We start from the raw sequence: 20,395 nt of genomic DNA, 5'->3' as shown, positions 1-20,395 counted from the left end.
GGAGCAACTGGGATGAGCAGGACGGGTCGTACGGCCGAGGGCCACGGCAAGGCCGGCAGTGTGCTGTCGGGCATAGCCGTGGCCCTCGGCTGTGTGCTGTTCCTCGGCGGGTTCGTATGGGGTGCCGTGGTGTACCAGCCGTACACGGTGCCCACCGACTCCATGACGCCGACGATCGGTGCGGGCGACCGCGTGCTCGCGCAACGGATCGACGGCGGCGAGGTCAAGCGCGGCGACGTGGTCGTCTTCCGCGAGGCCAGCTGGGGCGACATGCCGATGGTCAAGCGAGTGGTCGGCGTCGGCGGCGACAAGATCGCCTGCTGCACGGACGGCAAGCTCACCGTCAACGGCGAGCAGGTCGAAGAACCGTATCTGCCGGCCGGCAAGTCCGCCTCGCTCGCCGGGATCAAGTCGACCACGGTCCCGCAGGGCCGGCTCTTCCTCCTCGGTGACGAGCGCAGCGGCTCCCTGGACTCCAGCGTCCACCTCGGCGACGCCAACGGCGGCTCGGTGGAGCGCGGCGCCGTGGAGGCCCGGGTGGACGCCGTGGCCTGGCCCATGAACGGCATGCTGGACAAGCCCACCGGCTTCGAGGCGATGCCCGGCGGCATCTCGCAGCCCGGCCCGCTCCGGATCATGGTGGGCGCCGTCGTGGCCGGCGCCGTCCTCGTGCTCGCGGGCGCGGCCTACGGCCCGATCGCGAACCGGGCACGGCGCTCCCGGACCCGTCGTGCGCCGGAGCCCGCCCGTGTCTGAGCCCGGCGGCGTCGTGCGCGCGGTGGCCCGCGTCGTCCTACTCGACCAGGACGACCGCATCCTGCTGCTGCACGGGCACGAGCCCGGCGACACGGCGGACGACTGGTGGTTCACGCCGGGCGGCGGTCTGGAGGGCGACGAGACGCGTGCGGAGGCCGCGCTGCGGGAACTGGCCGAGGAGACGGGCATCACGGACGTGCGGCTCGGCCCGGTCCTGTGGCAGCGGGTCTGCTCCTTCCCGTTCGACGGGCGTCGCTGGGACCAGGACGAGTGGTACTTCCTGGCCCGTACGACCTCGACGGCCCAGGCCGTGGAGATCAACGGGGAGGGCCTGACCGACCTGGAACGGCGCAGCGTCGCGGGAGCGCGATGGTGGTCGTGCGAGGAACTGGCCGAGGCCCATGAGACGGTGTACCCGACCAGGCTCGCCGAGCTGCTGAAGCGGCTGCTCGTCGAGGGTCCCCCGAGCAGGCCGCTGGTTCTCGACACGGAAATCGTCTAGAGGCACCGGTGGCTGACGCACAATAGGGGGACGCACGGCAGAAGGGGAACATGCCATGAGCGCCGAGGACCTCGAGAAGTACGAGACCGAGATGGAGCTGAAGCTCTACCGGGAGTACCGCGACGTCGTCGGGCTGTTCAAATATGTGATCGAGACCGAGCGGCGCTTCTACCTCACCAATGACTACGAGATGCAGGTGCACTCGGTCCAGGGCGAGGTGTTCTTCGAGGTGTCGATGGCGGATGCCTGGGTCTGGGACATGTATCGCCCCGCCCGTTTCGTGAAGCAGGTCCGGGTCCTCACGTTCAAGGACGTAAACATCGAGGAGCTCAACAAGAGCGACCTGGAGCTTCCGGGCAGCTGAGCCCGCGCCCCTCCGCGCTGATTTCCCCTGGCCGTCCCTCTGACGGGTGACGGAGTTTTCCACAACCCGTCGGTAGTTCACCAAGATCCACTTCCTTCCGTCCTGTGCCGCAGCGTGGGCGTCGGAGGTGGTGCCGACGTGAACGCACGGGGCGCGATGGGGAAGTACGGCGAGGACCTGGCCGCGAGGCGGCTGGCCGAGACGGGAATGACCGTGCTCGCGCGGAACTGGCGCGCGGGCCGCACGGGCGAGATCGACATCGTGGCGCGGGACGGCGACGCGATCGTCGTCTGTGAGGTCAAGACGCGCAGAGGGGCGGGCGCGTCGGCCTTCGAGCATCCGATGGCCGCGATCACACAGGTCAAGGCGCGACGACTGCGGTGCCTGGCCGAGCGCTGGATCCACGAGCACGGGGGAACGCCACCCGGCGGCGTCCGTATCGACGTGATCGGCGTCCTGGTGCCCGAGCGCGGCGCACCCCGCGTCGAGCACGTGCGGGGGGTGTCCTGATGGGATTCGCGCGTACGTGTTCCGTGGCCCTGGTGGGCGTCGAGGGTGTCGTCGTCGAGGTGCAGGCCGACCTGGAGCCCGGCGTCGCCGCGTTCACGCTCGTCGGCCTGCCGGACAAGAGCCTGGTTGAGAGCCGGGACCGGGTCAGGGCGGCCGTCGTGAACTCGGGGGCCGACTGGCCGCAGAAGAAACTCACGGTCGGGCTCAGCCCGGCCTCCGTGCCCAAGGCGGGGTCGGGATTCGATCTTGCTGTCGCCTGTGCGGTGCTCGGCGCCGCCGAGCGCATCGACCCGCGCGTGCTCGCCGACATCGTCATGATCGGGGAGCTGGGGCTCGACGGACGGGTCCGGCCGGTGCGCGGGGTGCTTCCCGCCGTGCTGGCCGCGGCCGACGCAGGGTACGAGCAGGTCGTCGTGCCCGAGTGCACCGCGGGCGAGGCGTCCCTGGTGCCCGGGATCTCCGTCCTCGGGGTGCGCAGCCTGCGCCAGCTCATCGCCGTGCTCACCGACGAGCCGGTCCCGGAGGAGGAGCCGGAGCCCTCCGGCCGCCCCGATCCGATGCTGGCCGGACTCAGCATGCCCGGCAGCGGCGCCGACATCGGCGGCCTGACCCTCGACGGGCACGGGCTCGACCTCGCGGACGTCGTCGGCCAGCTGTCGGCGCGCACCGCCATGGAGGTCGCCGCCGCGGGCGGACACCACGTCATGCTGTCGGGCCCGCCCGGCGCGGGCAAGACGATGCTCGCCGAGCGGCTGCCCGCCCTGCTGCCCCCGCTCACCCGAGGCGAGGCCCTGGAGGTCACCGCCATCCATTCGGTGGCCGGCATGCTGCCACCGGGCAAGTCCATGATCGACACCGCGCCGTACTGCGCACCCCACCACTCCGCGACCATGCAGTCCCTGGTCGGCGGCGGCCCTGGCGTCGCACGGCCCGGAGCGGTGTCGCTGTCGCACCGCGGCGTGCTCTTCCTCGACGAGGCGCCCGAATTCAGCGGCAAGGCGCTCGACGCGCTGCGCCAGCCCCTGGAGGCGGGGCACGTGGTCATCGCCCGCAGCGCCGGAGTGGTGCGGCTGCCCGCGCGCTTCCTCATGGCGCTGGCCGCGAACCCCTGCCCCTGCGGGCAGTACCGGGCGCTCGGGGGCGAGTGCGACTGCCCGCCGGCGACCGTGCGGCGCTACCAGGCCCGGCTCTCCGGCCCCCTGCTCGACCGCGTCGACCTGCGCGTCGAGGTGGACGCCGTCACGCGGAACGAGCTCGCGGGGTACGGCCCGCGCGGTGAGAGCACCCGGACCGTCGCCGACCGGGTCAGGAAGGCCAGGGAGCGGGCGGCGGCACGGCTCGCGGAGACGCCCTGGCGCACCAACAGCGAGGTGCCCGGGCACGCCCTGCGCACCCGGTGGCCCGCCGCGCCCGGCGCCCTGGACGAGGCCGAGCTGGACCTGGAGCGCGGCTTCCTGACCGCGCGCGGCCTCGACCGGGTGCTGCGCGTGGCCTGGACCGTCGCCGACCTGGCCGGACGGGACCGGCCCTTCGCCGAGGACGTGGCGCTCGCCCTCCAGCTGCGGACCGGGATCTCGCGCGGGGTGCCGATGACGATCGGGGCCGGCCGGTGAACGGGCCCGCCGGTACGGGGGCGGGCGCGCCGGACGCGGTGCGGCTGGCCCGGGCCCGGCTGACCCGGATCGTCGAGCCGGGCTGGGAGGTCGCCGCCCGCTGGCTGCGCGAGTTCGGTGCCGTGGAGACGGTGCGGCGGATCGACGCGGGCGCCGCCGACGAGGAGGCCGAGCCGCTGCCCGGGGTACGGGCCGAGCGCTGGGCCGGCCTGCTCGCCCGGGCCCGGGACGCGCCGCCTCCCGAGCGGGACCTGGACCGCGCGGCCGAGTGCGGGGGGCGCTTCGTGTGTCCGGGGGACGTGGAGTGGCCCGGGCAGCTCGACGACCTCGAGGACGCGAGGCCCCTGGGGCTCTGGGTGCGGGGCGGGCCCAGCCTGCGGATGTGGGCCCTGCGCTCGGTGGCGGTGGTCGGGTCGCGGGCCTGCACCGACTACGGCGTCCGCATGGGGGCGAGCCTGGGCGCCGGGCTCGCCGAGCGCGGCTGGGTCGTCGTGTCGGGCGGCGCGTACGGGGTGGACGCGGCGGCGCATCGCGGGGCCCTGGGCGCGACCGGGGCCACGATCGCCGTGCTGGCCTGCGGAATCGACCGGATCTATCCGCGCGGCCACACCCAGTTGATCGACCGGGTCGCGGAACAGGGACTGGTGGTCGCCGAGTTGCCGCCCGGGGAGCATCCGACGCCCAGCCGCTTCATCCTGCGCAACAGGGTGATCGCGGCGCTGACCAGGGGCACGGTGGTCGTCGAGGCCGCCTATCGCAGCGGGGCGCTGGGCACGGCCCGCTGGGCGCAGCGCCTGGGGCGGCATGCGATGGGCGTACCCGGGCCGGCGACGAGCGCCGTCTCGGCGGGCGTGCACGAACTGCTGCGCAAGGAGGGCGTACTGGTGACCGATGCCGCCGAAGTGGTCGAGCTGGTGGGGGAGATCGGCGAGCTCGCACCGGAGCGCCGTGGGCCGGTGCTCGCCCGGGATCTGCTGCCACCGCCCGCGGCCCGGGTGCTCGCCGCGCTGCCCGGGCGCGGGACCGCCGCGGTCCCGCAGATCGCCCGGGGTGCGGGGACGAGTGAGGACGACACGATCGGGAGGTTGTACGAACTGCGCTCGTTGGGGTTCGTCGAACGACACGGCGATGGCTGGCAGTTGACACGCCAGAGCGTCGAGCCGGTCTTTCCGGAAGGGGGAGTTCCCTGACGCTGCGTGTTGCGCCGTCCGGATGACACCCCGATGACCTTGCCAGTTCCGGCAGTTGGTGTTTCGGGGCGGTTACGGAGAGAGACGTGGGAGGTCGCCGGGGGCGGCTAACGGAACGTATCTGCACGGGTGTGATCATCCGTCCCTCGCGCACTGCGACGCTCCAGTCACGCTACGCTCACCAGGATTCGGGTTCGCCACCTCAATCCGTAACCAGGTGGACGGCTCGTGATCAGTCAGTACGAGACGGGCACCCCGGCCTCTCCACAGCGAAGCGATCAACGGCACAAGGCGGCGCATGCCACAGCACACTTCAGGGTCCGATCGGGCGGCGGCACCCCCCGCCGCCCGCGGCTCCAGCGTGCGGCCTCCGGCTCCCACCTCCCTGGAGGAGCTGTGGAGGTCGTACAAGTCGACCGGCGACGAGCGGCTGCGCGAGCAGCTGATCCTGCACTACTCGCCGCTGGTGAAGTACGTCGCCGGCCGGGTCAGTGTGGGCCTGCCGCCCAACGTGGAGCAGGCCGACTTCGTCTCGTCCGGGGTCTTCGGGCTGATCGACGCGATCGAGAAGTTCGACATCGAGCGTGAGATCAAGTTCGAGACGTACGCGATCACCCGGATCCGCGGGGCGATGATCGACGAGCTGCGGGCGCTGGACTGGATCCCCCGGTCGGTGCGGCAGAAGGCGCGCAACGTGGAGCGCGCGTACGCCACGCTGGAGGCCAAGCTGCGGCGCACGCCCTCCGAGAGCGAGGTGGCCGCCGAGATGGGGGTCGCGCTCGAGGAACTGCACGCCGTTTTCAGTCAGTTGTCGCTGGCCAACGTGGTGGCCCTTGAGGAGCTGCTGCACGTCGGCGGTGAGAGCGGCGATCGGCTCAGCCTCATGGACACCCTGGAGGACCAGGCCGCCGACAATCCGGTGGAGGTCGCCGAGGACCGGGAGCTGCGCAGATTCCTCGCGCGTGCGATCAACACGCTGCCCGAGCGGGAGAAGACCGTGGTCACGCTGTACTACTACGAGGGCCTGACCCTCGCGGAGATCGGCAATGTGCTCGGGGTGACCGAGAGCCGGGTCAGTCAGATCCACACGAAGTCGGTGCTGCAGCTGCGGGCGAAGCTGGCCGGGTTCGGGCGCTGACCGGGGCGACGGTTCCGTGACGTGCGGAATCGTCCCTGCCCGCGCGGTCCCGGCGGCCGGCGGCGAAGCGGCCCGGGGTGGCGCGGGGTGTCCGGTGACACTCCCGTCCCGGGGGCCGCGCTCGTAAAGTGGAGACGTGCCAAGGATTCGAGCGGCCTCTGTGGCCGAGCACCGGTCGATGCAGCGCGGCGCCCTTCTGGACGCGGCGCGTTCTCTGCTGTCCGAGGGTGGGACGGAGGCGCTGACGTTCCCCGCGCTCGCCGAGCGGACGGGGCTCGCGCGCTCGTCCGTGTACGAGTACTTCAAGTCCCGGGCGGCCGTCGTCGAGGAGCTGTGCGAGGTCGACTTCCCGGTGTGGGCCGCGGAGGTCGAGGCCGGGATGGCGCGGGCCGCGACACCTCGGGACAAGGTCGAGGCGTATGTGCGGGAGCAGTTGGCGCTGGTCGGGGACCGGCGGCACCGGGCGGTCGTCGCGATCTCGGCGGGTGAGCTGGACGCCGGGGCGCGGGAGAAGATCCGGGCCGCGCACGGGGGGCTCGTCGCGATGATCGTCGAGGCGCTCGGGGAGATGGGGCACGGGGAGCCGCGGCTCGCGGCGATGCTCGTGCAGGGGGTGGTCGACGCGGCCGTGCGGCGGATCGAGCTCGGGGCGGCGGAGGAGCCCGGGGTGATCGTCGATGCGGCGGTCGCCATGGTGCTGCGCGGCGTCTCCGGCTGAGCCCGGCCTCTGCTCGGCCTCCTTCAGAGCGCGCCCGGCGCCGTGGTGCCGCCTTGCCCACCCTCCCCCAAGCTCTCGGCTTCGCTCGAGCAGGGGGTACCCCCATCGCCCCAGGCGGCAGGCTGCCCAACGCTGGGTCGACCGCATGCGTACCCGGGGTTGAGGAGCTGCCCAAGGCCAGGGAGGCCGAAGGCGTACCCGGGGCCGGGCTGCTCCCCAAGGCTCAGCGGCAGCGGGCCCCAGAGGGGGAGCAGGCGGGGCGGGTCCGGGTGCCGGGCCGTCGGGGTCAGCAGGGTGAGCGGGTTCAGGTAGGCCGTGGCGCGGCGCAGGCCCCAGTGGAGGCAGGACGGGGCGGCGGGCGGGCAGTGGCCCGTCGGGAGTTCCAGAGTGCCAAGGGCGGCGCCCGCGGCGACCGGGTCCCCCTTGCGTACCGACGCCGCCACCGGCTCGTACGACGTGCGCAGCGGCGGGGCGCCGGAGTCGTCGAGCTCGACCGTGACGACCCCCCGGCCCGCCACCTGGCCGGCGAAGGAGACGCGGCCCGCCAAGACCGTGCGGACCGGCGCTCCGATGGGGGCCGCGAGGTCGACGCCGCGGTGACCGGGGCCGTAGGGCGAGGCCGGTGGGGACCAGTCGCGCACGATCGCCGGGCGGTCGCCCACCGGCCAGATGTTCGAGACGGGGGTCCGGTCGCCCGTCTCCGCCCGTGCCGAGGTGGGCGTGAGCAGGAGCAGGACCGGCAGAAGCATCACGCTGAGTAGTGTTCGCATGGCTCAGACGATGCGCCGTCCGGCCGATCCGCGCGGATCATGGTGGCGAATCGTGGACTACCGGCCGGTTGTGGACAGCGGCGTCACCCGCTGCTCCGCGGGTCCCGTACACTTCTTGTGGCGATCCGGGCCACCGGATCGACTTCGCACGCCCCGACACCTTCGGTGTCAGCGGCCTATCGGTCCCGTACGAGCGACAGAACGTACGCGGCAGGCATGCGGTGGGGCGTCAGGAAACAACCGAGAACACCAGAGGAGTACGGCCATGGCCGTCGTCACGATGCGGGAGCTGCTGGAGAGCGGCGTCCACTTCGGTCACCAGACCCGTCGTTGGAACCCGAAGATGAAGCGCTTCATCTTCACGGAGCGCAACGGCATCTACATCATCGACCTGCTCCAGTCGCTGTCGTACATCGACCGCGCCTACGAGTTCGTCAAGGAGACCGTCGCCCACGGCGGCACGGTCATGTTCGTCGGCACGAAGAAGCAGGCGCAGGAGGCGATCGCCGAGCAGGCGACCCGCGTCGGCATGCCCTACGTGAACCAGCGCTGGCTGGGCGGCATGCTCACCAACTTCTCGACCGTCTACAAGCGTCTGCAGCGCCTCAAGGAGCTCGAGCAGATCGACTTCGAGGACGTCGCCGCGTCCGGTCTCACCAAGAAGGAGCTTCTCGTGCTCTCGCGCGAGAAGGCCAAGCTGGAGAAGACCCTCGGCGGTATCCGAGAGATGTCCAAGGTTCCCAGCGCCGTCTGGATCGTGGACACCAAGAAGGAGCACATCGCTGTCGGCGAGGCCCGGAAGCTCAACATCCCGGTCGTCGCGATCCTCGACACGAACTGTGACCCCGACGAGGTCGACTACAAGATCCCGGGCAACGACGACGCGATCCGCTCCGTCACCCTGCTCACCCGCGTGATCGCCGACGCCGTCGCCGAGGGCCTCATCGCCCGCTCCGGCGCGGCCACGGGCGACCAGAAGCCGGGCGAGAAGGCCCAGGGCGAGCCGCTCGCCGAGTGGGAGCGCGACCTGCTCGAGGGCGAGAAGAAGGCCGACGAGAAGCCGGCGGAGGCCCCCGCGGCCGAGGCCGAGGTCCTCACCGAGCCCGTGGCCACCGACGCCGAGGTCGAGGCTCCGGCCGCGGACGCCGAGCAGGCCTGACCCGTACGGGTACCGGTTTCATGAGGTGACGGCGGGGGCCGGTGCGGCCCCCGCCGTTCACCCGTGACTCTGGAGGCGCCCCGGGCCGGCCCGTTCGGCCCGGACCTCCGACGCACACTTCTCAGACTTCGTAGAGAGAAAACCAGGATCATGGCGAACTACACCGCCGCTGACGTCAAGAAGCTCCGTGAGCTCACGGGCGCCGGCATGATGGACTGCAAGAAGGCGCTCGACGAGGCCGAGGGCAACGTCGACAAGGCCGTCGAGGCCCTGCGCATCAAGGGCCAGAAGGGCGTCGCCAAGCGCGAGGGCCGCTCCGCCGAGAACGGCGCCGTGGTCTCCCTCATCGCCGACGACAACACCTCGGGCGTCATCCTCGAGCTGAAGTGCGAGACGGACTTCGTCGCCAAGGGCGAGAAGTTCCAGTCGGTTGCCAACCAGCTGGCCGAGCACGTCGCCAAGACCTCCCCGGCCGACCTCGAGGCGCTGCTCGCGTCCGAGATCGAGCCCGGCAAGACCGTTCAGGCCTTCGTCGACGAGGCGAACGCCAACCTCGGCGAGAAGATCGTCCTGGACCGCTTCGCGCAGTTCACCGGCGGTTACGTCTCCGCGTACATGCACCGCACGATGCCTGACCTGCCCCCGCAGATCGGTGTCCTCGTCGAGCTGGACAAGGAGAACGCGGAGATCGCCAAGGGCGTCGCCCAGCACATCGCCGCCTTCGCGCCGAAGTACCTCTCCCGCGAGGACGTCCCGGCCGAGGTCGTCGAGACCGAGCGTCGCGTCGCCGAGGAGACCACCCGCGCCGAGGGCAAGCCCGAGGCCGCCCTGCCGAAGATCGTCGAGGGTCGCCTCAACGGCTTCTTCAAGGACGCCACGCTGCTCGGTCAGCCGTATGCCCTCGACAACAAGAAGTCCGTCGAGAAGGTCCTCCAGGAGGCCGGTGTCACCCTGAAGCGCTTCTCGCGCATCAAGGTCGGCATCTGAGTCCGGACCCCGCCCGACGGGAGACCCCGCTAGGGTCGACAGCAGTTGTCCGGGCACGCGCCGGACGACCGCAGATGTGACGAGGAGGCCATTGCCGCGCATGGGATGCGAACCACCCCATCGGCAGTGGCCTCCTTCGTATGTGTGCCAAGCAGAAGAGGCGAGATTCCATGACCACCACCCAGGCCGACCAGGACAACAGCGACGACGGCAAAGGCGCGGGGCGCTTTCTGCTGAAGCTTTCCGGCGAGGCGTTCGCCGGGGGCGGGGGTCTGGGAGTCGACCCCGACGTGGTGCACGCCATCGCCCGTGAGATCGCGGCCGTCGTCCGCGACGGGGCACAGATCGCCGTCGTCATCGGCGGCGGCAACTTCTTCCGCGGCGCCGAGCTCCAGCAGCGCGGCATGGACCGGGCGCGCTCCGACTACATGGGCATGCTCGGCACCGTCATGAACTGCCTCGCCCTCCAGGACTTCCTGGAGAAGGAAGGCATCGACAGCCGGGTCCAGACCGCCATCACCATGGGCCAGGTCGCCGAGCCGTACATCCCGCTGCGCGCCGTGCGCCACCTGGAGAAGGGCCGCGTCGTCATCTTCGGCGCCGGCATGGGCATGCCGTACTTCTCCACCGACACCACCGCCGCGCAGCGCGCCCTGGAGATCGACGCCGAGGCGCTGCTCATGGGCAAGAACGGCGTGGACGGCGTCTACGACTCGGACCCGAAGACCAACCCCACGGCCGTGAAGTTCGACGCGCTCAGCTACGGCGAGGTCATCACCCGGGACCTCAAGGTCGCCGACATGACCGCGATCACCCTCTGCCGGGACAACAAGCTCCCGATCCTCGTCTTCGAGCTCCTCGCCGCAGGCAATATCGCCCGCGCCGTCAAGGGTGAGAAGATCGGGACGCTCGTGGGCGAGCAGGGCACGCGCGCCTGACCCCGTCCCCCGTACGTCCCGCGAGGGATGGACAATGGCCTGCCGGTCGGACACCGTCTGGTGCGACGACCGCGCAGGACCGAAGACACACGACGCAGCCGGCCGCCCCGTGCACGCCGGGCCTCACTCAAGACACGCAGGAGCAAGTGGTGATCGAAGAGACCCTCCTCGAGGCCGAGGAGAAGATGGAGAAGGCCGTCGTGGTCGCCAAGGAGGACTTCGCCGCGATCCGCACCGGCCGTGCGCACCCGGCGATGTTCAACAAGATCGTGGCCGACTACTACGGCGCGCTGACGCCGATCAACCAGCTGGCCTCGTTCTCGGTGCCGGAGCCGCGGATGGCCGTGGTGACCCCGTTCGACAAGAGCGCCCTGCGCAACATCGAGCAGGCGATCCGTGACTCGGACCTCGGCGTCAACCCGAGCAACGACGGCAGCATCATCCGTGTGACGTTCCCGGAGCTGACCGAGGAGCGCCGCCGCGACTACATCAAGGTCGCCAAGACCAAGGCGGAGGACAGCAAGGTCTCCATCCGCTCCGTGCGCCGCAAGGCCAAGGACGCCATCGACAAGGCCGTCAAGGACGGCGAGGTCGGCGAGGACGAGGGCCGTCGCGCGGAGAAGGAGCTCGACGACACCACCGCCAAGTACGTGGCCCAGGTCGACGAGCTGCTCAAGCACAAGGAAGCCGAGCTGCTCGAAGTCTGAGCCAGCGCGGAACATCGAGGTTCGAGGAATCCGTGAACGACTCTTCCTGGGGTGCGCCGACCGGGCCCGTACACCGGAGCTCCCCTTACGGCGAGGGTGCCTCCGCCTCGTACGGTCAGGGGCCCGGCTTCGGCCAGGCGCCCGGCCACGCGCAGGGCCAGGGGTACGACCAGGGGGCCGCGTACGGCGCGGTCCCCTCGTACGACCCCTCGTACGACCCGGGGCCCGCTCCGGCGGGTCCCGCGTACGAACCGCACGCGGTTGGCGAGACTCGGCCCATGCCCATCGTGCCCGATATGCCTGACGTGCCCTCTGGTGTCTTTCCAGAGGGCGGTGGCCAGGACGACCAGGGGGCCGCTCTGTCGAGCGGCCCTCTGTTCCGCGACGAGACGCCGCAGGAGCCCATGACCGGCGCAACCCCGCAGCCCGCCCCCGATGCTCCGGAGCCCTCCTCGGCCCCGAAGCCCAAGAAGAGCGCGGGCCGTGACCTCGGATCGGCCATAGGGGTCGGCGTCGGGCTCGGCGCGGTGATCATCGCGTCGCTGTTCGTCGTCAAGGCCGTGTTCGTCGGCGTGATAGCGGTCGCCGTCGTCGTCGGCCTGTGGGAGCTCACCTCCCGCCTCCAGGAGCGCAAGAGCATCAAGGCGCCGCTGGTGCCGCTCGCCGTGGGCGGCGCGGCGATGGTCGTCGCCGGGTACGTGCGCGGCGCCGAGGGTGCCTGGGTGGCGATGGCGCTGACCGCGCTCGCCGTCCTGGTGTGGCGGATGACCGAGCCGCCCGAGGGCTACCTCAAGGACGTCACGGCGGGCGTCTTCGCCGCGTTCTACGTGCCCTTCCTGGCGACGTTCGTGGCGATGATGCTCACCGCGGACGACGGGGCCTGGCGCGTCCTCACGTTCCTGATCCTCACCGTCGTCAGCGACACCGGCGCGTACGCGATCGGCTGGCGCTTCGGCAAGCACAAGCTCGCGCCGCGCATCAGCCCCGGCAAGACCCGCGAGGGCCTGCTCGGCGCGGTGCTGTTCGCGATGGTGGCGGGCGTGCTGTGCATGCAGTTCCTGGTGGACGACGGCACGTGGTGGCAGGGCCTGGTCCTCGGTGTCTGCGTCGCCGCGTCCGCGACGCTCGGCGACCTCGGCGAGTCCATGATCAAGCGCGACCTCGGCATCAAGGACATGGGCACGTTGCTCCCCGGCCACGGGGGCATCATGGACCGCCTGGACTCCCTGCTGCCGACGGCGCCGGTGGTGTGGCTGCTGCTGGTGCTGTTCGTCGGGTCGTAGCGATCCCTGCTGTGCGACAACCGGCTTCCGCCGTCCGGGCGGGGGCCGGTTTCTCGTCACCGGGCCGGGGCGCCGCCGGGCTCGAAGCCGGCCAGCATCTGTTCCAGCGCCGCCTGGTCCGGGCCCACGAAGGCCGGGGCGCCGGCCGCCGAGCCGAGCGTGTCGATCATCGACGCGGTGATCCCCGGAGCCGGTGGCAGATGTGCGGAGAGGACGAGTTCCGGCGCCCACTCCCGCAGCGCGCGGAAGGTGTCGAGGAACTTCTCGGCGTTCACGTTGTGCACCCACGGGCTGTCGACCGTGGCCCACAGCAGCTGTGCGTCCCGGAGCTCCTGCGCGCCGACCGCGCCGACGTCGTCGGACTCGGCCAGCTCGACCGTGGGCATCGGCCCGCCGAAGCAGTCGGAGCTGAAGCAGGCCCCCGACCTGCCGTCGAAGAGCGCCATGGTGGCGGGGCTGTCGTACAGCGGGGGCCGGAACGCGGTGAGCGTGCGGTCGCCGACGTCCAGCGTCTGCCCCGGGTTGAGCAGGAAGACACGGTCGAGCGGCAGCGGCCGCTCACAGGACATGAACCCGGCTGACAGGAACGTGGTCACGACACGGGCCCGGGGTGCCGCGGCCAGCAGCTCGAAGATCCCGCCCGTGTGATCACGGTCCGGGTGCGTCAGCCAGATCCACCGCACATCGGCGGGGTCCAGCACGGAGCCGAGCGTCTCCAGAAAGTTCCGGTCGGGGAGCCCGAGCCCGGTGTCGATGACCACCGGCTCGGCGGCGAGCAGTACGAAGGCGTTCACCGGCTCCATCTCCCCACGATGGTGATCGCGCCGCGCCTACGCGTCCATCATCGGCCCGTCCTTCCCGCCGCGCACCTCATCGCCGGGATGACCGGGAGCGGTGTTCGATCTGCGACACTGGTACAGCCATGCCTAAGCCCGGAGAACTCACATTCGTCGCCCCCCGCGGAGCCAAGAAGCCGCCGCGGCACCTTGCCGACCTCTCGCCCGCCGAGCGGAAGGAAGCCGTCGCCGCGATCGGTGAGAAGCCGTTCCGCGCCAAGCAGCTGTCGACGCACTACTTCGCGCGGTACGCGCACGACCCCGCGGAGTGGACCGACATTCCCGCCGGGTCGCGCGAGAAGCTGCGGGAGGCGCTGCTGCCCGAGCTGATGACCGTCGTGCGGCATCTGTCGACCGACCAGGACACCACCCGCAAGACCCTGTGGCGGCTGTTCGACGGGACGCTCGTCGAGTCCGTGCTCATGCGGTACCCGGACCGGGTGACGATGTGCATCTCGTCGCAGGCCGGGTGCGGGATGAACTGCCCGTTCTGCGCGACCGGACAGGCCGGCCTCGACCGGAACCTGTCGACGGGCGAGATCGTGCACCAGATCGTGGACGGGATGCGGGCCCTGCGGGACGGGGAGATCCCCGGCGGGCCGGCGCGGCTGTCCAACATCGTGTTCATGGGGATGGGCGAGCCGCTCGCCAACTACAAGCGCGTGGTGGGTGCCATTCGGGCGCTGACCGATCCTGAGCCGGACGGGCTCGGGCTCAGCCAGCGCGGGATCACCGTGTCGACCGTGGGGCTCGTGCCCGCCATTCACCGGTTCGCCGATGAAGGGTTCAAGTGCCGGCTCGCCATCTCGCTGCACGCGCCTGACGACGAGCTGCGGGACACGCTGGTGCCCGTCAACACGCGGTGGAAGGTGCGGGAGGTGCTCGACGCCGGGTGGGAGTACGCGGCGAAGTCCGGGCGCCGGCTGTCCATCGAGTACGCGCTGATCCGCGACATCAACGACCAGGCCTGGCGCGGGGACCGGCTCGGGCGGCTGCTGCGCGGGAAGCCCGTGCACGTCAATCTGATTCCGCTGAACCCGACCCCGGGCTCGAAGTGGACCGCGTCGCGCCCCGAGGACGAGAAGGCGTTCGTCGAGGCCATCGCCGCCCACGGCGTCCCCGTCACCGTCCGGGACACCCGTGGCCAGGAGATCGACGGAGCCTGTGGACAGCTCGCCGCCACCGAGCGGTAGCCTTGCCCGCAGTACCACATCTTCATATTCCGACAGGGGAGCGCCACAGCGCTGAGAGTGCGGCAGAGCCGCAGACCCTCTGAACCTTGCCCAGGTCATTCTGGGTAGGAAGTTCGGTCACCACTCAAGCTGTTGCGCCCTGCCCGGAGCCGTAGGAAAAGGCCCGGGCAGGGCCGCGTCTCTTCCTGGTCACCCCCAGGAGGAAAACCAGTGAGCAAGAACAAGAAGGCGTACCTGGCCGCGGCCGTGGGGCTCGGGCTCGTCACGCTGTCCGCGTGCGGTTCGTCGTCGTCCTCGGGCGGCGGCGACGCCGGGGACTCCAAGACGGTCACCCTGGTCAGTCACGACTCGTGGGCCGTCTCCAAGAACGTGCTCAAGGACTTCGAGAAGAAGTCCGGCTACAAGGTGAAGGTCGTCGAGGACGGCGACGCCGGCCAGGCCGTCAACAAGGCGATCCTGTCCAAGGGCAACCCCGTCGGCGACGTGTTCTTCGGCGTCGACAACACGCTGCTGTCCCGCGCCCTCGACAACGGGCTGTTCACCTCCTACGAGGCCAAGGGCATCGACCAGGTGCCGGGCCAGTACCGCCTCGACAAGGGCAAGAACCGCGTCACGCCCGTCGACACCGGCGACATCTGCGTCAACTACGACAAGAAGTACTTCGCCGACCACAAGCTGACGCCGCCCGCCTCCTTCGCCGACCTGGCCAAGCCCGCGTACAAGAACCTGCTGGTCACCGAGGACGCCGCGACGTCCTCGCCCGGCCTCGGCTTCCTGCTCGGCAGCGCCGCCCAGTACGGCGACGACGGCTGGCAGTCGTACTGGAAGAAGCTGAACGCCAACGGTGTGAAGGTCGTCAGCGGCTGGGACCAGGCCTACAACGAGGAGTTCTCCGGCAGCGCCGGCGGCAAGAAGGCCGGCGGCGACCGCCCGCTCGTCGTCTCGTACGCGTCCTCCCCGCCCGCCGAGGCGATCTACTCCGACCCGCAGCCCAAGACCTCGCCCGTCGGCGTCGCGACCGGCACCTGCTTCCGTCAGATCGAGTTCGCCGGCCTGCTCGACGGGGCGAAGAACGAGAAGGGCGGCAAGGCCTTCCTCGACTTCCTGATCTCCAAGGAGTTCCAGGAGGACATGCCGCTCAACATGTTCGTCGACCCGGTGGCGAAGAACGCCGTCGCGCCCGCCGACTACACCAAGTACGCGGTCGCGATCGACAAGCCGCACACCATGAGCCCGCGGAACATCGCGGACCACCGCGACGAGTGGGTCAAGACGTGGACGTCGCTCGTCAGGAAGTGACCCCGGACAAGACCGAGGTCAAGGACAAGGCCGAGGTCAAGGCCGCGGGCCGGCCGCGCCGACTCCGTACGGGGAGCGCGGCGCGGCTCGGCCTCATGGCCGTGCCCGCCGTGTTCTTCGGGCTCTTCTTCGCCTACCCCGTCGCCGCGATCGTCGAGCGCGGTCTGCACGTCGACGGGGTCTGGCGCCTCGGCCGGATCCTCGACGTGCTGGGGCAGGCGGACGTGCGGCACGTCCTGTGGTTCACCGTGTGGCAGGCGCTCGCCTCCACCGCGCTGACCCTGCTGATCGCCCTGCCCGGCGCGTACGTCTTCGCCCGGCTCGACTTCCCCGGCAAGCAGGTGCTGCGCGCCGCGGTCACCGTGCCGTTCGTGCTGCCCACCGTCGTCGTCGGCACCGCGTTCCTCGCGGTCGTCGGCCGCGGCGGGCTCCTCGACGACCTGTGGGGCGTCCGGCTCGACACGACCGTGTGGGCCATCCTGCTCGCGCACGTCTTCTTCAACTACGCGGTCGTCGTCCGGACGGTCGGCGGCCTGTGGGCGCAGCTCGACCCGCGCCAGGAGGAGGCCGCGCGGATGCTCGGCGCCTCCCGCCTCGCCGCCTGGCGCAAGGTGACGCTGCCCGCGCTCGGGCCCGCCGTCGCCGCTGCGGCCCTGATGGTCTTCCTCTTCACCTTCACGTCGTTCGGTGTCGTGCAGATCCTCGGCGGCCCGGGATTCTCCACGCTGGAGGTGGAGATCTACCGGCAGACCGCGCAGATCTTCGACCTGTCCACCGCCGCCGTACTGACCATCGTGCAGTTCGCGGCCGTCGGGCTCATCCTGCTCGTGCACGCCTGGACCGTGCGGCGCCGGGAGAGCGCCCTGCGGCTCGTCGACGCCGCGCACACCGCGCGCCCGCCGCGCGGCGCCGGCCAGCGCGCCCTGCTCGGCCTGGTCCTCGCGACCGTCGCCGTGCTGATCCTGCTGCCGCTCGGTGTCCTCGTCCAGCGCTCCCTCCAGGCCCCCGGCGGCTTCGGCTTCGCGTACTACCGCGCGCTCGGCGACGCCGACGGCGGCACCTTCCTCGTACCGCCCATCGAGGCCGTCTGGAACTCGCTGCGCTACGCGCTGGCCGCCACCGCCGTCGCCCTGGTGATCGGCGGACTCGCCGCAGCCGCGCTCACCCGCCGTGCCGGACGCCTCGTGCGCGGCTTCGACGCCCTGCTGATGCTGCCGCTCGGCGTCTCCGCCGTCACCGTCGGCTTCGGCTTCCTCATCACCCTCGACGAACCGCCGCTCGACCTGCGCCAGTCCTGGTGGCTCGTGCCGCTCGCGCAGGCCCTCGTCGGCGTGCCCTTCGTCGTACGGACCATGCTGCCGGTGCTCCGCGCCGTCGACGGCCGGCTGCGCGAGGCCGCGGCCGTGCTCGGGGCGTCGCCGCTGCGGGCCTGGCGCGAGGTCGACCTGCCGATGGTGCGCCGGGCGCTGCTGATCGCCGCCGGGTTCGCCTTCGCCGTGTCGCTCGGCGAGTTCGGCGCCACCGTGTTCATCGCGCGGCCCGACAACCCGACCCTGCCGGTCGCCGTGGCCCGGCTCCTGGGCCGCGCCGGTGACCTCAACTACGGGCAGGCGATGGCCCTGTCGACCGTTCTCATGGTCGTCTGCGCCGTCTGCCTCCTGCTGCTCGAACGCATCCGGCCCGCACGGGCCCGGACGGGGGAGTTCTGATGACGGCCCTACTGGCTCTGGACGAGGCGACCGTACGGTTCGGCGGGCGCGCCGTGCTCGACCGGGTGGACCTGGAGGTCGCCGAGCACGAGATCGTGTGCGTCCTCGGTCCCAGCGGCAGCGGCAAGTCGACCCTGCTGCGCGCGGTCGCCGGACTCCAGTCGCTGGACGGCGGCCGGATCGCCCTCGGCGGGCGCGACCAGCGCGGCGTGCCCGCGCACAAGCGGGGCGTCGGCCTCATGTTCCAGGACCACCAGTTGTTCCCGCAGCGCGACGTGGGCTCCAACGTCGCGTTCGGGCTCCGCATGCACGGTGCGCCGCGCGCCGAACAGGCCGCGCGCGTGGGGGAGTTGCTGGAACTCGTCGGCCTGCCGGGTGCCGCGCGCCGGGCCGTCTCCGCGCTCTCCGGCGGCGAACAGCAGCGCGTCGCCCTCGCCCGCGCCCTGGCCCCGCGCCCCCGGCTGCTCATGCTCGACGAGCCCCTCGGCCAGCTCGACCGCTCCCTGCGCGAACGTCTCGTCGTCGAACTGCGGGAGCTCTTCGGCGAGTTGGGCACCACCGTCCTCGCCGTCACCCACGACCAGGGCGAGGCCTTCGCGCTCGCCGACCGGGTCGTCGTCATGCGCGACGGCCGCATCGCCCAGTCCGGCACCCCGCTGGAGGTGTGGCAGCGTCCCGCCGACGAGTTCGTCGCCCGCTTCCTCGGTTTCGACAATGTCGTCGACGCGACGGTCTCCGTCTCCGGCGACGCCGCCGACACCCCGTGGGGCAAGGTCCCGGTGCCCGCCGGCTCCCCCCAGGGGCAGGTGAAGATCCTCGTACGTCCCACAGGGGTACGTCTGGTCGACGCCGCCGACGCCCAGCTGACCTGCACCGTGGCCGCCCGGACCTTCCGGGGCACCCATGTCGCGCTCCAGCTGCAGCCCGGTGACGCGCCCCGGCTGGAAGCGGCCTGCGGGCTGCGCTCGGCCCCCGAGCAGGGCGCCGAGGTCGGCGTCGCCTTCGACGCCGCGGAAATCGTGGTGCTGGGCGGGGGGCCGGTTCCGTAGGGTCGGGATCATGGCGACCCACACGGACCCCCGAAGCCCGCTCACGCACGACCGCTACTGCTCCGAGATCGTGACCCAGACCGGGCTGCTGAGACAGCACCTGGCCGGCGCCGATCTCACCACCACCGTCCCGACCTGCCCCGACTGGAGCCTGCGCGAGCTCGCCGTGCACGTCGGCGGCGCGCACCGCTGGGCCGAGACCCTCGTGCGGACCCGCGCGAGCGAGGACGTCCCCGAGGACCAGGTGCCGCACTTCGCCGGGCCCGAGAGCGACGATCCGGCCGCGCTGGACGCCTGGCTCGCCGAGGGCGCCGAGCTCCTCGCCGCCACGCTGCGCGCCGCCGGTCCCGAACAGTCCGTGTGGACCTGGGCCTGGCGGCAGGACGCCGGGTTCTGGGCCCGCCGCATGACGCACGAGACGGTGATCCACCGCGCCGACGCGGCGATCGCCGCCAAGGCCGACTACGACGTGGCGCGGGAGGTGGCCGCCGACACGATCGAGGAGTGGCTGGAGATCGTGCGCTTCGCCCAGGGCTTCCCCGAGGACACCTCCAACGAGCTGCGCCACGGCGGTCGCACGCTGCACCTGCACGCCACCGACACCCCGCCCGGCGCCGCGCCCGCCGAATGGGTCCTCGACCTCGCCGACGACGGTCTGTCCTGGAGCCACGAGCACGCCCGCGCCGATGTCGCCCTGCGCGGCCCCCTCACCGAGCTGGTCCTCGCGTTCTACCGCCGGGCCTCGCCCGACGACGCCGCCCTGGAGGTCCTCGGCGACCGCGAGCTGCTGGACTTCTGGCTGGAGCGGGCCACCTTCGGCTGAGGGCCGCACGACGGCACGACAGCACGACGGGGCGCCACCGTCGGTGACGCCCCGCACGCGGTGAGCAGGGTCAGCGCTGAGCCGCGCCCCGCTTGCGCAGCGCGAACACGATGCCGCCGCCCGCGACGACGAGCGCCGCCGCGAGACCGGCGAACAGCGGGGTGTTCGAGCTCGAACCGGTCTCCGCCAGGTTGTCCGAACTACCCGCCGGGGAGGGCGAGTTGCTCGGCGCCGGGGCGGCCGGGGTGGCGGACTCGGGAGCCGAGGTGCTCGGCGCGGGCTTCGAGGGCGCCGGCTTCGACGGGGCGGGCTCGGAGGGGGCCGGCTTCGACGGAGCCGGGGTGGTGGCGCAGGCCTTGCCCGGCGTGGTCAGCTCCGGCGAGATGTCCTCGTCGACCTGGTCGCCGGCTTTCACGTGCACGCGGTACGTGGCGTTCGGCTGCCAGTTCTCCTTGAACGTGAGCGTGGCGCCCTCGCGGGTGCCCGTCACGTCCTGCGAGCCGATCAGCTTCTCGGCGCCGCCCGACTTCAGGTAGACCGAGACGGTCGCCTGCACGCCGGACGGGTCCTTGTCGACCACGGTGATGACGCCCTGCTCGCCGGTGCACTCGGCGGCGGCGGTGAACTCACTGATGTTGCACGCCGACGCGGTGCCGGCGGCGCCGAGCGCCAGCGCCGAGGCGGCCGCGGCCACACCGGCGAAGCGGGCGGCACGGGCGGATATGCGTGCGGAGGTGCGGGGGGTTGGGGACACGGCTGTCCTTCACGGGATCAGTACGGGATGCCGTACAGAAGAGGGGTGCGGTGAGGGAGCGTCACGGCGCACGTCGGGCGGCACACGCCACAGGCGC

At 71.6% G+C, this 20,395-nt stretch carries 21 protein-coding genes; 18 read left to right on the top strand and 3 right to left on the bottom strand.

The genetic code is table 11. The features are described from left to right. The first annotated feature begins 12 nt into the window (after positions 1-12). The 8 genes from lepB (at position 13) to ACZ4E1_RS18425 (ending at position 6,791) form a co-directional block, all read left to right on the top strand. Positions 13-756 (top strand): signal peptidase I, encoded by a 744-nt coding sequence (gene lepB / locus ACZ4E1_RS18460; RefSeq protein ID WP_467540350.1) that lies wholly within the window; start codon positions 13-15, stop codon positions 754-756. Then, positions 749-1,258, top strand: a complete 510-nt coding sequence (locus ACZ4E1_RS18455; protein ID WP_467540348.1) for an NUDIX hydrolase — start codon at positions 749-751, stop codon at positions 1,256-1,258. The genes lepB and ACZ4E1_RS18455 overlap by 8 nt, the downstream gene beginning before the upstream one ends. A gap of 55 nt (positions 1,259-1,313) precedes the next feature. After that, the gene (locus ACZ4E1_RS18450; protein WP_005311352.1) at positions 1,314-1,622 is read left to right on the top strand and encodes a DUF2469 domain-containing protein; all 309 of its coding nucleotides are present in this window, start codon (positions 1,314-1,316) and stop codon (positions 1,620-1,622) included. Between the two features lie 138 nt (positions 1,623-1,760). After that, positions 1,761-2,132, top strand: coding sequence for a YraN family protein (locus tag ACZ4E1_RS18445; protein WP_467540346.1), 372 nt, complete (start codon positions 1,761-1,763; stop codon positions 2,130-2,132). Continuing rightward, positions 2,132-3,745 (top strand): YifB family Mg chelatase-like AAA ATPase, encoded by a 1,614-nt coding sequence (locus tag ACZ4E1_RS18440; RefSeq protein ID WP_467540344.1) that lies wholly within the window; start codon positions 2,132-2,134, stop codon positions 3,743-3,745. Before ACZ4E1_RS18445 ends, ACZ4E1_RS18440 begins: the two co-directional genes overlap by 1 nt. Next, positions 3,742-4,935 carry a DNA-processing protein DprA gene (dprA, locus tag ACZ4E1_RS18435; protein ID WP_467540342.1) on the top strand — a complete coding sequence of 398 codons (1,194 nt, stop codon included), beginning with the start codon at positions 3,742-3,744 and terminating at the stop codon, positions 4,933-4,935. Before ACZ4E1_RS18440 ends, dprA begins: the two co-directional genes overlap by 4 nt. A 298-nt stretch (positions 4,936-5,233) precedes the next feature. After that, on the top strand, positions 5,234-6,073 hold the full coding sequence (gene whiG, locus ACZ4E1_RS18430) for an RNA polymerase sigma factor WhiG (protein ID WP_467540340.1): 840 nt from the start codon (positions 5,234-5,236) through the stop codon (positions 6,071-6,073). A 160-nt stretch (positions 6,074-6,233) separates the two neighbouring features. Further along, a complete protein-coding gene (locus ACZ4E1_RS18425; protein ID WP_467540338.1) occupies positions 6,234-6,791 on the top strand; it encodes a TetR/AcrR family transcriptional regulator in 558 nt (185 codons plus the stop codon). Positions 6,792-6,814: 23 nt separating this feature from the next. Here ACZ4E1_RS18425 and ACZ4E1_RS18420 read toward each other — a convergent pair whose 3' ends face one another. Beyond that, entirely contained in the window at positions 6,815-7,540 is a 726-nt protein-coding gene (locus ACZ4E1_RS18420) for a murein hydrolase activator EnvC family protein (protein ID WP_467540698.1), read from the bottom strand. Between the two features lie 286 nt (positions 7,541-7,826). Here ACZ4E1_RS18420 and rpsB point away from each other — a divergent pair, with 286 nt between their 5' ends. The 5 genes from rpsB (at position 7,827) to ACZ4E1_RS18395 (ending at position 12,635) form a co-directional block, all read left to right on the top strand. Continuing rightward, positions 7,827-8,720 carry a 30S ribosomal protein S2 gene (rpsB, locus tag ACZ4E1_RS18415; protein WP_467540336.1) on the top strand — a complete coding sequence of 298 codons (894 nt, stop codon included), beginning with the start codon at positions 7,827-7,829 and terminating at the stop codon, positions 8,718-8,720. 150 nt (positions 8,721-8,870) lie between these two features. Further along, positions 8,871-9,707 carry a translation elongation factor Ts gene (gene tsf / locus ACZ4E1_RS18410; protein WP_467540334.1) on the top strand — a complete coding sequence of 279 codons (837 nt, stop codon included), beginning with the start codon at positions 8,871-8,873 and terminating at the stop codon, positions 9,705-9,707. Between the two features lie 170 nt (positions 9,708-9,877). Next, the gene (gene pyrH, locus ACZ4E1_RS18405) at positions 9,878-10,645 is read left to right on the top strand and encodes a UMP kinase (RefSeq protein WP_467540332.1); all 768 of its coding nucleotides are present in this window, start codon (positions 9,878-9,880) and stop codon (positions 10,643-10,645) included. Between the two features lie 149 nt (positions 10,646-10,794). Continuing rightward, on the top strand, positions 10,795-11,352 hold the full coding sequence (gene frr, locus ACZ4E1_RS18400; protein ID WP_161301549.1) for a ribosome recycling factor: 558 nt from the start codon (positions 10,795-10,797) through the stop codon (positions 11,350-11,352). Between the two features lie 32 nt (positions 11,353-11,384). Then, complete coding sequence (locus ACZ4E1_RS18395) at positions 11,385-12,635, top strand: phosphatidate cytidylyltransferase (RefSeq protein WP_467540330.1); 1,251 nt, start codon at positions 11,385-11,387, stop codon at positions 12,633-12,635. A 56-nt stretch (positions 12,636-12,691) separates the two neighbouring features. Here the strand turns inward: ACZ4E1_RS18395 and ACZ4E1_RS18390 are convergent, their stop codons facing one another. Further along, the gene (locus ACZ4E1_RS18390) at positions 12,692-13,438 is read right to left on the bottom strand and encodes an oxygen-binding di-iron domain-containing protein (RefSeq protein WP_467540328.1); all 747 of its coding nucleotides are present in this window, start codon (positions 13,436-13,438) and stop codon (positions 12,692-12,694) included. A gap of 119 nt (positions 13,439-13,557) precedes the next feature. Here ACZ4E1_RS18390 and rlmN point away from each other — a divergent pair, with 119 nt between their 5' ends. The 5 genes from rlmN (at position 13,558) to ACZ4E1_RS18365 (ending at position 19,544) form a co-directional block, all read left to right on the top strand. Next, positions 13,558-14,664 (top strand): dual-specificity RNA methyltransferase RlmN, encoded by a 1,107-nt coding sequence (gene rlmN, locus ACZ4E1_RS18385; RefSeq protein ID WP_467540326.1) that lies wholly within the window; start codon positions 13,558-13,560, stop codon positions 14,662-14,664. Between the two features lie 210 nt (positions 14,665-14,874). Further along, positions 14,875-15,963, top strand: a complete 1,089-nt coding sequence (locus ACZ4E1_RS18380) for a thiamine ABC transporter substrate-binding protein (RefSeq protein WP_467540324.1) — start codon at positions 14,875-14,877, stop codon at positions 15,961-15,963. A gap of 95 nt (positions 15,964-16,058) precedes the next feature. Beyond that, a complete protein-coding gene (locus ACZ4E1_RS18375; protein ID WP_467540696.1) occupies positions 16,059-17,672 on the top strand; it encodes an ABC transporter permease in 1,614 nt (537 codons plus the stop codon). Continuing rightward, complete coding sequence (locus tag ACZ4E1_RS18370) at positions 17,672-18,721, top strand: ABC transporter ATP-binding protein (RefSeq protein ID WP_467540322.1); 1,050 nt, start codon at positions 17,672-17,674, stop codon at positions 18,719-18,721. Before ACZ4E1_RS18375 ends, ACZ4E1_RS18370 begins: the two co-directional genes overlap by 1 nt. A gap of 10 nt (positions 18,722-18,731) precedes the next feature. Beyond that, a complete protein-coding gene (locus ACZ4E1_RS18365) occupies positions 18,732-19,544 on the top strand; it encodes a maleylpyruvate isomerase N-terminal domain-containing protein (RefSeq protein ID WP_467540319.1) in 813 nt (270 codons plus the stop codon). A gap of 70 nt (positions 19,545-19,614) precedes the next feature. On the opposite strand, the gene ACZ4E1_RS18360 is transcribed toward ACZ4E1_RS18365, so the two are convergent. Beyond that, positions 19,615-20,298, bottom strand: coding sequence for an LAETG motif-containing sortase-dependent surface protein (locus tag ACZ4E1_RS18360; RefSeq protein ID WP_467540317.1), 684 nt, complete (start codon positions 20,296-20,298; stop codon positions 19,615-19,617). Positions 20,299-20,395 lie beyond the last annotated feature (97 nt).

The organism is Streptomyces sp. NPDC025806 (genome assembly GCF_055558275.1).
Note: the sequence above shows the minus strand (reverse complement) of the source record. Positions and strands in the feature narration are given on the sequence as shown.

What these genes read in the sequence shown, in the direction of transcription:
- lepB (WP_467540350.1), top strand. Translation starts at nt 13, where the DNA reads ATGAGCAGGACGGGTCGTACGGCCGAGGGCCACGGCAAGGCCGGCAGT.
- ACZ4E1_RS18450 (WP_005311352.1), top strand. Translation starts at nt 1,314, where the DNA reads ATGAGCGCCGAGGACCTCGAGAAGTACGAGACCGAGATGGAGCTGAAG.
- ACZ4E1_RS18440 (WP_467540344.1), top strand. Translation starts at nt 2,132, where the DNA reads ATGGGATTCGCGCGTACGTGTTCCGTGGCCCTGGTGGGCGTCGAGGGT.
- whiG (WP_467540340.1), top strand. Translation starts at nt 5,234, where the DNA reads ATGCCACAGCACACTTCAGGGTCCGATCGGGCGGCGGCACCCCCCGCC.
- ACZ4E1_RS18420 (WP_467540698.1), bottom strand. Translation starts at nt 7,540, where the DNA reads ATGCTTCTGCCGGTCCTGCTCCTGCTCACGCCCACCTCGGCACGGGCG.
- rpsB (WP_467540336.1), top strand. Translation starts at nt 7,827, where the DNA reads ATGGCCGTCGTCACGATGCGGGAGCTGCTGGAGAGCGGCGTCCACTTC.
- tsf (WP_467540334.1), top strand. Translation starts at nt 8,871, where the DNA reads ATGGCGAACTACACCGCCGCTGACGTCAAGAAGCTCCGTGAGCTCACG.
- pyrH (WP_467540332.1), top strand. Translation starts at nt 9,878, where the DNA reads ATGACCACCACCCAGGCCGACCAGGACAACAGCGACGACGGCAAAGGC.
- ACZ4E1_RS18390 (WP_467540328.1), bottom strand. Translation starts at nt 13,438, where the DNA reads ATGGAGCCGGTGAACGCCTTCGTACTGCTCGCCGCCGAGCCGGTGGTC.
- rlmN (WP_467540326.1), top strand. Translation starts at nt 13,558, where the DNA reads ATGCCTAAGCCCGGAGAACTCACATTCGTCGCCCCCCGCGGAGCCAAG.
- ACZ4E1_RS18375 (WP_467540696.1), top strand. Translation starts at nt 16,059, where the DNA reads ATGGCCGTGCCCGCCGTGTTCTTCGGGCTCTTCTTCGCCTACCCCGTC.
- ACZ4E1_RS18370 (WP_467540322.1), top strand. Translation starts at nt 17,672, where the DNA reads ATGACGGCCCTACTGGCTCTGGACGAGGCGACCGTACGGTTCGGCGGG.
- ACZ4E1_RS18365 (WP_467540319.1), top strand. Translation starts at nt 18,732, where the DNA reads ATGGCGACCCACACGGACCCCCGAAGCCCGCTCACGCACGACCGCTAC.